The following is an 11,359-nucleotide window of genomic DNA, read 5'->3' as shown; positions in this document are numbered from 1 at the left end:
GAACCTTGGCCGGAAGGGGCGAAGCGGCGCGCATACACAGCAACGTGGATTACGATCCGACTTCTGGATAATGTTCGATGTCATTTTTCTGACACATAAAACCTATGTACATGAATTTGGCCTGTAACATAACGTACCGTAAGAGTTACAGGGATATGGCTACAGCCCTGGACCTTCCGGACCATTTTCCGGTGACTCACCTTCCGCGTCGCAGCACCGTCGAGGGTCACGTTCTCGGCGGGAGAATCGACGATCACGATGGAGGAGGTTATTGTGACGGCGAAAAGGAACCTTGCCCGTTGGGTCTTACTTGCCGTGACATCATTACTGCTCGCCGGTGCGGCCACCGCTCCAACGTTTGCAGCCACAGCCAGCCCAGTGGCTCGTACGACCGGGGCGTTGATCCTCACCGTTGCCAAGGGCGAATCACCATACGTTGGCGCCACACCGGTCACGCTGTTCTGTCCGCCGAACAGCGCGACAACCCATCCCAACCCGGGCCCGGCGTGTAAAGCTATCGCGAATGCTGGCGGTGACCTTGGCAGGCTTCAAGGAGATCCGGGGGCAATCTGTCCATTCATCTATGACCCTGTCACAGCAACCGCCGACGGCTACTGGGCTGGTCGGGTCGTCCACTGGCGGAAGACATTCCCGAACAGCTGTATTCTGCACGGAGCCACCACACCGGTCTTCTGACCAGCTGTTACCAATCGAAATCCAAACAACGCATTCATGGCACTCTGCCAGCAGAGCGGAGCGGCTTCTTCCACCGGCGGCTCACCGGCATCTTGGCTAATTCTCACCGGCGCCTCCCCGACAGGAGTTTTTAAATATTTCGAGAACGGATAAATGATAAAAATCAAAAATTATTCATAATCTCACATGAAGATCTCAAGAAACAATTCAAAATATAATATAGCGATTTAGAGTCATCTAGGAGAGCGCCCGACAATAGGGGTGTGGATCAATGAGCGGAGCTGGTGTGTGTGCATCGCGAGGCAGCGGAGGGAGTCACCGGAGGTGTTGGGTGGCGACCGACGAGCCGGGGCACCCGTGCAGCGATGGACAGGGAGCGATGACGCGAGGTGCGCGCCCTGGCCCCGCGACACCGCGTCCCCTATTACCGGTCGCTCTAAGTTCTCAATAAACCCAGTCAGCCAAGAAATCAATTTCCTGAAACCGAAACCCGACATTTCCCGGCGCGCCGATCACCATATCGAAGGGATTGCGCATGAAACGCCATAACCGAGACGACTACTACGTCATCGGCGAAGGAATCTTGACGCTCGACAGTAACGACGAGCCGATCACTGTTCGCCCATCGGCGATTGCCGAGGTGCGCAAGTTCCGATTCTCCCGGCTGGGACCGGTCGGGGCGCCGATTGACGACACCCAGCGACTGATCGCGGAAACGGTGGCGACCGCGATGACCACCGACCCGGCCGGTGGTGACCCCGAGTCCAGCACGAAAGATCATGGAAGCCCTGGCTCGGGTATCCCCTCCGGGTTCACCTATCTCGGCCAGTTCGTCGACCACGATCTGACCAGGGACAACAACAGCGACCGACTCGGCCAGGACGTCACCGTTGATGAGCTGGTCCAGGGCCGGTCACCGTCGCTTGATCTCGACTCGCTCTACGGTCGCGGCCCGCAGAAGGACCCGCGGTTCTACGCCGACGACGGAGTCAGCCTCAAAAGCGGGTCGACGACGGGGGTGGGCCAGGGCGCCCCAGGAGCCGATAACCCGTTCGCCCGGGCCCCGCATGACGGCTTCGACCTGCCGCGGGTCGGCACGGGCCCAACGCTGGCCGATCAACGGTTGGCGAACATCCCTGACCAACGTAATGATGAGAACCTCGCGGTCGCGCAGACCCACCTTGCGTTCATCAGGTTTCACAATCGCGTCGTGCGTACGCTGGCCGGCAGCACACCGAGCGTGCAGCTTTTCTCCGCCGCCCGGAACACTGTCGTCAGGCACTACCAGTGGATGCTGCGTACCGACTTCCTGCCACGCGTGGTCGATCCTGCGATCGTCACCGATGTCTTCACAAACGGACGCCGGTTCTTCGAGGTACCGGCAGCCTATGGCGACCTCGGCTGGTACCCACAGCATGGTGGCAGAAACATCCAGCCTGGCGACCTTCCCACCATGCCGATCGAGTTCTCCGTCGCGGCCTACCGGCTTGGCCACAGCATGGTACGCGACGCTTACGAATGGAACGCGATCTTCAACAAGAAACAGGGTATACCGGCCACTCTGCTACTCCTTTTTGCATTCTCCGGCACCAGCGGAATCCTGGCGCCGACGGGCTCGGTGAATAATCTGAACGACCCGAACATCGGTGGCCTGAAATTGCCCAGCAACTGGGTTGCCGACTTCCGCCGGCTATACGACTTCAGCGAAGCCAAGCGTGACGATCTCACTGTCGACTCTGATGACTTCAACATCACCAAACGTATCGACACCCTGTTGGTCAACCCGCTGCAGCAGCTGCCTCTGGGCACCTTCGGCGGCCGGGATGCCACAGTCCACGCGGCTGGACGTCAACTAAACCTCGCGTTCCGTAACCTGACACGCGCCGGTATGGTCAGACTGGGCAGCGGCCAACAACTGGCCGAGTATCTAGAGGTCCCGCCCCTGACCACCGCTCAAATCATCGCCGGCAACCAGGGCGCGTCCCTCGACCAGCTCACGGCCGACCAGAAGGACTCGTTCGCAAAAAACACCCCGCTGTGGTTCTACATCCTGCGGGAAGCTGAACTGAACGGCGGCCGCCTCACCGGCGTAGGTGGCCGGATCGTGGCGGAGGTATTCCATCGCGCGATGGAGGGCAGCAATGCCTCAATCGTCCGCGATCCGAGCTGGCGGCCGTCACTCGGACCGGACAACCACACTTTCCGTATGGTCGACCTGCTGCTCTTCGCGTTCGAAGGCAAGAAAGAACTGCTGGCGCCGCTCGGCTGAGCCCGGTTGGGCACACGGTACGTCCCCATGGGGTGCCAGAACTCGGCCACCGGCGTCTACCTGAAACTTCAGGCCGCTCGTTCACATTCACTGACCAGGCGGCCAAGGCAGGCTGAAGGACCGAGCGGAACACACCAGGCCAGCTGCTGGCACCCCACACCGTCCCATGCGCCCGGCACCCACGAGCAGCAATGACTGGCAATCTTTAGCGGCTTCGGCAATAGGACTGTCCAGCTTGCGCCGACCGGGCGGCGCCTCGCGAGGCACACGCCCCAACCAGGCTCCCTGATCCACGTCCCTCTTGCCGTAACGCCCTACGACGTGTTTCGGAAGTCGTCGTTCGATCAGCGAGGCGCGTCCAGGCGGCCCTGGCCACGGCGAGCCAGACAGCTGGCTGTCGAAACACGCCCTAAAAGAGCAAATCAAGATCATCATCCGATGATGACACACCCGAGACGTCCCCGCCCAGTCCGGGAAGCCCCTGCACATCAAGAGCACCGGCCAGTTCCGGCATCCCACACCGGCTCGCGACGATGTCATCGCCTAGATCATATGGTCGGGAATTTTGCATAGGCCACACGTCCCGGTACCGGTGCACGGTGGCAAGCAGATCAGTCAAATATTCTTCGTGACACCACTCGGCATCAATATGGGCCGCTTTCTCCCATGCCCAGAGAATCTTGGCTTCGTTACGTTCCCGCCGCAGCCGGTCCGCGTGCCGCTCGAGATTCAGGAGGTTCCGCTGGAAACGGCTGATCTCTTCGGCCCACTCATCGGGTGCCGCCGGATTGTCAACGACTTCCGCAGCCTCCGGAAGCGGCTCATCCGGCAGCAGCCACGTCGCCGGATAGCACAGCGTTGCCTGCGGATCGACATCCACATCATCGGTGGCGAAAGTATCTCCGGAACTGAGTCCTGAAAAATAGTCGCCCCAGTGCCGGCCCGCGGCGTCGGTCAGTTTACGCAGGCGTTCTCGCCGCTGCCGCACCACATCGCGGTACTCCGACCGCTCCCGCATCAACAGCCCTATGGCTTCGTCACGTTCTCGCTGCCACCGAACTGTCCGCTGACACAGGCTGATAAGGTTCCGCTGGAGGCGGTTGAACTCTTCTGCCCAGCCATCGGGTGCTGCCGAATCAGCCGGCACCCGTAGGCCCCGGAAACGGCTCACCGATGGGACCAGCTGTCTGTCCCGGCGTACCGACACACTCCTGGTGTCACCGTCGGCGGCACCAGGAGTGTGTTCGATATCCGTATCATCCGTATCCGTGCGGACGTGCAACTTGCCATCGGCATCCGCTACAAGAACTCCGCCCATCCGACACCCTCCCAAGGTCGCGTGGACATGACGATTAAGAGAGCGACCAGCAAGAGGGGACGCGGCATCGCGGGGTTATCGCGGGGGTCGGGGCACATACCTCGCGGCATCACTCCCCATCCATCGCCGCGCGGTGCGCGGGCACCCCGGCTCGTCGGTCGACGCCCATCACCTCCGGCGCCTCGCGATACACGCACCCCAACCCCGCTCCCTGATCAACCCCCCTCTTGCCGGGCGCTCTCAATCGAACGGAAGCATATGTCCAGTTCACCTGGATGTCTATTCACAATACTTCAGAATTATTAATCCACAACGCGGCGAATGAGGCCTTGGAGCGGCACCAGGCCACGAGTTCGTCATTGCGGATAATCACCCTCCGGATATTACGCGCGGGACCGAGTACGCAACGTGCCGAATTTCCGCCCCCAACCGCATGCAGGCCGACGAATACTGGCCGCGGCGGAATCCAAAAAAATCAAGAAGCCCGCGGACACCCACTGGAAACGCAACAATCGATCAACCATTGATAACCGGTCGGGTCCGGTAGATCGTCGGATCCGCGCGGCTGACTTCAGCTGAAGTCAGCTGGTTCGGTGGCTCACTGGATGATCGGGACATTCGGGAGTGGCCGGCCGGGTCGTGGTCTCCGGGCCCGGCCCACGGGGGAATCGTCCAGGCCCGACGGGATGCGCCAGGGCTCAATCTCCCCTTGCCCGTCTGACGACCTCCTCATCTGTCAACGGAGATGCCGGGTGGTGACTCAGGCAGAGCGGGGTGCGGATCTTCTCGAAGGTCAAGGACTCGCTGGTGGCGTAGAACTCACCAACGCCAAGCTGGCCGATGTCCGGTGCGTCGCCGCCCTTGTTGCGGGCAATCGCTCGGGCCGTGTCAATTTGCACCGGGCTGCTGAGCCGGCCGAAGAACTGCGTGGTGGCGTTTCCCGGGATGCTGTTGTGCAGGCCTTTCGGGTGCTGGGTGGCGAAGAGCAGACCAAGGCCGTACTTACGGGCCTGCGAGGCCAGCGCGAGAGTGCTCGCCGTGCAGGCGGTGACCGTGCCGGACGGGGCAAATATCTGCGCCTCATCCATCACGAACAGACCGCCGAGCGACCGGTCGACGGCCGGATTCTTCTTGGCCCACGCGAACAGGGCCATCTGTAGTTGGTTGACGAAGCTCTGCCGCTGATCATCGTTGGGCAGGCCAACAAGGCTGATCACCGAGATGCGGGCTCGCCTACCGGCCGGCGGGGTCAGCAGCACGGCGGGGTCCACCGGCTGACCGTCGCCACCAAACAGCGGGTCATTGACCATCGCGGCTCTCAGGTCCTGCGCCAGGCTCTTCGCGTGCTTGTCATGGGGGTCGAGAGCGGTCACACCATCTGGCAGGTCGGCCAGCAGATCCGCGAAGGAGCTGAGGCTGGTGCGGCTGCCGCGGGCGAAGTGCTCCAGCGCGTCCCTGAGCACGGCTCGGCTGATGTTCGCCCTGCTTGTGCGGCCGTCGACACCGGCCCGAACCGCCAGCGTGGCCACGGCCGCATCGATCGCCGCGTCAAACTCGTCCTGGTCGTCCCGTATGCTCACGAAGTCGGGCAACGGCTGGAGGCTCAGCGGTCGGCCGCCGGCCCGACGGGGCGTCCACAGCACCACGTCAGTGCTGCCGAGGTACTCGGCGGCCAGCGCATCATCCGCGTCATGCCAGCCGCTCGGCACGCTCGGCCACGCATCCCCCAGCCGCGCCAGATCGTTGTTGGGATCCAACACGATCGATGACACGCCACGCAGCGCGCACTCCTCGAACAGGCGGCGGATCAGCACGGTCTTCCCGGATCCCGAACCGGCAAAGATCGCTACGTGTTTCCGGAACACCTCGATATCAATACGGGCCGGCCGGCCGGCGGCCACTGTCCGGCCGACGGTGATCGCCCGAGAGCCCGCACCCTGGTCGGCAGGATTCGCACTCCGCTCTTCCGGCGCCTCGAACGGATGGCTCTCGTAGCTGTTCTGGTCACCAAGCGGCGGACCACTCACTGACGAGCTGCTGACACGGCGGTGAGCGACAGCGCAGGAGCCGGCTCCTGCTGAGCTGGCGTTGGCGCCGTTGCCTGGATCCTCGGCCGGACGGATCGGGCCGGGCTCCGCATGGGCGTCGCTCCCATCCGGTGCCGCGTTGGCGAGGGCTGCGATCAGCAAGGCTGTTGTACTGGCTGGACGGCGCGCATTCAACCATTCCCGCAGAGCTGGATGCGGCTGCTGGAGCAGCCTGCCCAGCGCGGTGAAGGTTGCCACGTCCTCGTCGCTGATGGGGAGTGTGACACCGCCGGCCGCTTCGAACGCCGCAAGGGCCTGCTGGGTCTTGACGCCGCGACTCCACTCGACGTTGCGCAGCAGGAACAACCGCCGGCGTGCGCTGCTCTGGGTGAGCCCGGCCATCACGCAGGCGCTCTGGATACGGTGCAGGGCCGCGTTGCCGTGCGTGCTGGTAACCGCTCGAAATGCCCACTGCATCTGCTCGCCGGTATCCCGGTTGATGGTGCGGCTGAGCCGCGCGTGCAGTGGAGGCCTTGCGCTTGGCTTCGGCTCAAGCGCGAAACCTCCGGGCGCACCACCGTTTTCGATGATCCAGGCAGTGAGACCGGCCGCCAGTAGTTCCGGTACAAGGCTGTCCTCGTTGCCGGGCGTGATGGCCGTCGTAGTCGAGCGCAACCCGGCGAAAGCCGTGTCCAACTCCGCGAACACCGCTGGCGGCAGAGGATAACGTACTGGCAGCGGATCGTCTCCAGCAAACGACTCCAGCTCTTTGACCGTACCCATCAACAGGCACGACTGGATATGCCGTTCGATCCGCTGAAGCAGCTCGCGTGGTGTGTAGCTGGGCGCCTGGTCGAGTGCGGCCTGAGCCACCGGCCAGGTCGGGTACGGCGGCTCGAAACCGATACGCTGAAAGTGATCGTGGAACCGTCGAACAAGGAGCTGGGTTATCAGCGCCGGATCATCGATGTGGCCAAGGGGTGGGATGGCGCGGAACCGGTCCCGGACAGACGTCACAGCCCATTGCTCGAACATGATCCATGTCACCGGCAGGCAAGCCAGGACGCACAGCGCTCGCTCGGTCCGTTCGCGCAGGACGAGTAGCCCGTCCGCGAGGAGGTTGAGCTCGCGGAGAGAGCGATTCTCGTCCGGCTTGCCGTCCACCGACGCTGTCGTCTCCGCGACGATGGTGTCTACCTGATCGACCGCGAATACGCTCGGCCCGGTGAGCGCCAGCAGCCGCGAGATCTCCTTCACCACCTCAGGCGGCTGCTTGGCGGTGGGTATCATGCCGCGCCGGGCCCGTTCGCCTGGCTCCTGCTCCTCCACCGAGAGCAGGAAGCCGTCCCCGACGGTCTGGTCGTCCAGATCACGAGAATTGACCAGGACGAGCGCTCGTAGCGTGTGCTGACATTCACGGGCGAGCTGCCGGTCGAACACGTGTAAAGCTACGATGAAATCTTTGAGACAGGCCGGTGTGAGAACGCTGTCGCCGACCACCGACGCGGTCAGTTCCGCGGAGACGCCCAGCAGCCCGCACAACCCGCGCAGGAATCTGCTCAGTTGGGTCTGGTCGCCGTCAACAGGCCGAAAAAGATCCGTGATCATCGAGGTGACGACGTTCTCCCAGAATCTGCTTCCGGTCGGCGCTCCGATGAGAAAGAAATAGCCGCCAGCGCCCTGCACCTGCTCTCTCAACCGGCCAACCAGATGGGTCTTCCCGGTACCAGCCTGACCACGGACCACCACACCGAGCGGCCTGGCTGTCGGCGTCTGAGCCAGGTCCGCGATGGTGTCGGAGATCCTGCGGCGGGTGTCGGTGTGCACACCCTCGACGTGGACCGGCGAGGGCTGCCACACGTCTTCGAGGTCATAGACCCAGTCAAGCTGCAGGGCTGCGATGGCTTCCAGCTCACTGATCATGCTGTGCCAATCAACAGCAGGTGGCTGTCGTGCTCACCGATCCGGACGGCCGCTTCCCGGTCCGCCGCTGTCAGGGCCTTCTGGTCCTCGTCGGGGACGATCCACACGTCGGCCTGACGGACCATCCCGCGCAGTATTCGGTCGACCGTCTCCCGCTCGACATCGCCAAGCAGGAGACGAACTCCGACAAGCCGTACCCAATCACCAGGTCGGCTCGCGAGCTGGGCATACGCCGTCCGCACGGCGGCCTCGATGTCGGCAGCGCTCATCGCGCCCGGAGCGGCATCGGGCGGCCTGGCTGAGCCGGTCGCTGTGGCCGACGCACCGTTACCGCCACTATCGGTTGTGGCGGTAACGGCACTGTCCGCGGGCAGCACGCTCACCCATGGCGCTTCAGCCCGGAAGAAGTCCGAAACTGGCATGCGCTCGCGGATCAGAAACCGCTCGACGCCTTCCGTGAAAGCTGCGAGGTAGCCAAATTTGATTGAGCTGGAAATCGGCCGGCGAGGCGCCAGCTCCTGCCGGCCGCGTGCCCATCCCCGGTCAGTCAACTCATGGAAAAGAACATTTCCGTGCCCCTTTTCCTTACTGCTCTCGACTAACTTGAGATTGTTTAGTTTCTGCCGCGCGGAACCAGTGAGAGAAAGTTTCCAGCGCTCGTCCAGCTCTTTGTTGGAAATTCTTCGGCCGTGCGCGAGCAGCACCAGCAGGATGCCGGTTTCACTGGGTGTCAGATCGTCATGTGCCATGCCCTGGAGCCTCTTTCTTTATGCTCTGCCGATTCTTACGGAAGCTGGCCGTCAGGCGGTGGATGCGGTGGATGCGGTGGATCGGCCAGGGACGCCGAGTCCACCGAACACGGGTGCTCAGCCGCTGGAACTCGGGCGCTGTCGCCCTGCGGGCCGCCAGTGCCAGTGCCGCGGGTCCGGCCTGTTTCGCTGGGGAGGCGGCTGGCAACGGCCGTGGGCCAGGGGGGCTGCGCCGCTACCGGCACGGGGACCGCGACGGCCGGAATCCGATCGGTATCCAGCAGCGGGCCGCCAGTCAGCCAGGCGCCGGCATGCCCCTGATAGGCAAACCACTCAAGGGTGTTCAGCAACGCGCGCTCGCGCCGCACATCATCGGATCGCGGCAGATCGACCAGCAGTATCAGCCGCCGCCGTCCGAAACTACCGGCGATGACCTGGGTAAGCGTGGCCGCCTGCGTCTCCAGCGAGAAACGGGCGTTGGTGAGTTCGTCGGTCAACGAGCGCTCAGCCAGGTCCGCGAGATAACGAGCGAACATGGTCGAGCCTGCGGCCATACGGGCGGCCAGCCTCCGGACCGCGGCGACGCCCGCACCGCCCGGGGTATCGATCAACTCGGCGCCGGGCAGCCAGGATGGAAAAAGCCGCCGTGCCACCGCGTCCAGCTCAGCGACCAGGCTGGTCTGGAGCGCGACGGACCGTTCGGCCGAAGGCCTGTAGATCACCACAGCCGGCGCGCCGTCGGGCAGCGGACTGAGCGCCGCACGGACAGCGGCTCCCGACACGCCCGCGAGATACCGGACCCCGTCTACCGGCACACGGGACCAGGCGCCGCCGTCAGCTCGGATCTGAGCGGTCGGCGCTGCGGTCAGCGCCGCGGGCTCGATCTCTCCTGATGACCTGCTCCGTTCCGCCGCGCCGGAGCCGGCCGCCTCCGTTGGCCCGTCTTTCCGCCGTGGGTCGTTGATCCTCGGTGAGACGTGTCCGCGGGGATGTCTCAGCGCCGTCTCCCGCACGTCGGACCCGGTCAGCTCATCTGCTCGGTCACGGCTCGGACGTTGTGTCGCTGAGACGCCGCCGGAAGGCCGGTGTGCCAGGGGCTGTGCGGCCACCCGCCGCACGAGGTCTCCTGGATCCGTCGGCAGGCTTGCCGGCCGGCTCGGCTCACTGGCGCCGGTTTGTCCCCGGTCCGCTCCGGAAATGCCGGTTCGGTTATGGCGCGCGCCGACGGGAACACCGGCTCTGCAGCGGGCTTGTCTCGACCCTTGATCGCAGCCCGGATGCTGTGCAGAAAATTCTTGCGTGCGACATCGGCGGCCAGCCCGAACAAGTCGATAGCAGCTATCGGCCCAAGCACTCCTGGGCGCTCGCAGTCCTCGATGCGGACCGGCAACAGCTTTCGCTTGAATCCAGCTGGATCGGCCTCCAGCGCGGCCTGCCACTCGGGTTGCTCGTAGCAGGAGTTCAGGTAAGCGGCGGACAGGATGGCGATGGTGCGTTCCGCCTCCAGAGCACCCCGCTGTACGTGAGCTGATCTGTTAGAGCCAGGTACGAGATCCCAGGCCTCGATAAGCACGCGGTAGCCCGCCGCCTCCAACTGCCAGGCCAGCCATTCGGCCCATGGGCGATCCTCGGCCGCGTAGGAGAGAAGGAAATCCCAGCGCACCGAGGATGCCGCCCCCCTGTCGGACATGGCAGTGATTGTGCCATCCGTTCGCCCGCACGGTGCCGCCGGTGGGTGGGGAGAGCGTCCAATCCCGTCAAATGACGGAAATGCGGTGCTTGGCTGCGTCTTTCCACCGGGCCCGTTCGGCCCAGGCCCCCTGTCGGGTTGTCGCGACGACGCGTGTGGCGGCACCGCGGCCGGTCTCAGCGAGCAGGTGACCGGCAATAGGACTGTCCGGCTCGCGCCGCCCGGTCGGCGCCTCGCGTCATCGCTCCCCGTCCATCGCCGCGCGATGCACGGGTACCCCGGCTCGTCGGTCGACACCCCACACAGGGCGCCTCACCTCCGTCGCCTCGCGATGCACGCACCCCAGCCCCGCTCCCTGATCGAACGCCCTATTGCCGGAGCCTCTTAGCGGCATGCCAGTACCGGCACCCCGTGCGCGTGCCGGCGCAGGCTTGAACGTGGGCTCCGCGCTCCACACCTCACTGTTCACAGAGCCTCACTGTTCACAAACGCTCCGTCTCATGAGCAACAAACCGACCAGCGGACCGACCGGCGGACCGAGCAAGCACCGGTGACCCCACCACCGACGAACCAGCACCCACCCCACCAGCCCCCCGACGATGCGCCCCAATACGCCCCACAACCACACGCTGCCAACCCGGCCCACCCCCCACCAGCCCGGCCTCCACCACATCCATATACCACCCC

At 64.2% G+C, this 11,359-nt stretch carries 7 protein-coding genes; 2 read left to right on the top strand and 5 right to left on the bottom strand.

Annotation, left to right across the window (positions count from 1 at the left end; translation table 11 throughout):
- Nucleotides 1-258: 258 nt before the first annotated feature.
- The gene (locus MJ783_RS23730) at nucleotides 259-696 is read left to right on the top strand and encodes an SSI family serine proteinase inhibitor (protein ID WP_370651640.1); all 438 of its coding nucleotides are present in this window, start codon (nucleotides 259-261) and stop codon (nucleotides 694-696) included.
- Between the two features lie 535 nt (nucleotides 697-1,231).
- Entirely contained in the window at nucleotides 1,232-2,965 is a 1,734-nt protein-coding gene (locus MJ783_RS15180) for a heme peroxidase family protein (RefSeq protein ID WP_239311091.1), read from the top strand.
- A gap of 409 nt (nucleotides 2,966-3,374) precedes the next feature.
- Here the strand turns inward: MJ783_RS15180 and MJ783_RS15175 are convergent, their stop codons facing one another.
- The 5 genes from MJ783_RS15175 to MJ783_RS15155 all read right to left on the bottom strand — a co-directional run bounded on the left by MJ783_RS15175 (nucleotide 3,375) and on the right by MJ783_RS15155 (nucleotide 10,672).
- The gene (locus tag MJ783_RS15175; RefSeq protein WP_239311090.1) at nucleotides 3,375-3,956 is read right to left on the bottom strand and encodes a hypothetical protein; all 582 of its coding nucleotides are present in this window, start codon (nucleotides 3,954-3,956) and stop codon (nucleotides 3,375-3,377) included.
- A 1,025-nt stretch (nucleotides 3,957-4,981) separates the two neighbouring features.
- Nucleotides 4,982-8,233 carry a helicase HerA domain-containing protein gene (locus MJ783_RS15170; protein ID WP_239311089.1) on the bottom strand — a complete coding sequence of 1,084 codons (3,252 nt, stop codon included), beginning with the start codon at nucleotides 8,231-8,233 and terminating at the stop codon, nucleotides 4,982-4,984.
- A complete protein-coding gene (locus tag MJ783_RS15165) occupies nucleotides 8,230-8,982 on the bottom strand; it encodes a hypothetical protein (RefSeq protein ID WP_239311088.1) in 753 nt (250 codons plus the stop codon). The genes MJ783_RS15170 and MJ783_RS15165 overlap by 4 nt, the downstream gene beginning before the upstream one ends.
- 35 nt (nucleotides 8,983-9,017) lie before the next feature.
- A complete protein-coding gene (locus MJ783_RS15160) occupies nucleotides 9,018-9,797 on the bottom strand; it encodes a hypothetical protein (protein WP_239311087.1) in 780 nt (259 codons plus the stop codon).
- A 209-nt stretch (nucleotides 9,798-10,006) separates the two neighbouring features.
- Entirely contained in the window at nucleotides 10,007-10,672 is a 666-nt protein-coding gene (locus tag MJ783_RS15155; protein ID WP_239311086.1) for a toll/interleukin-1 receptor domain-containing protein, read from the bottom strand.
- Between the last annotated feature and the right edge of the window lie 687 nt (nucleotides 10,673-11,359).

It is taken from the genome of Protofrankia sp. Cj3, from assembly GCF_917627355.1.
Classification (GTDB): domain Bacteria; phylum Actinomycetota; class Actinomycetes; order Frankiales; family Frankiaceae; genus Protofrankia.
The sequence above is the reverse complement of the archived record's forward strand: the minus strand, read 5'-3'. Positions and strand labels throughout refer to the sequence as shown.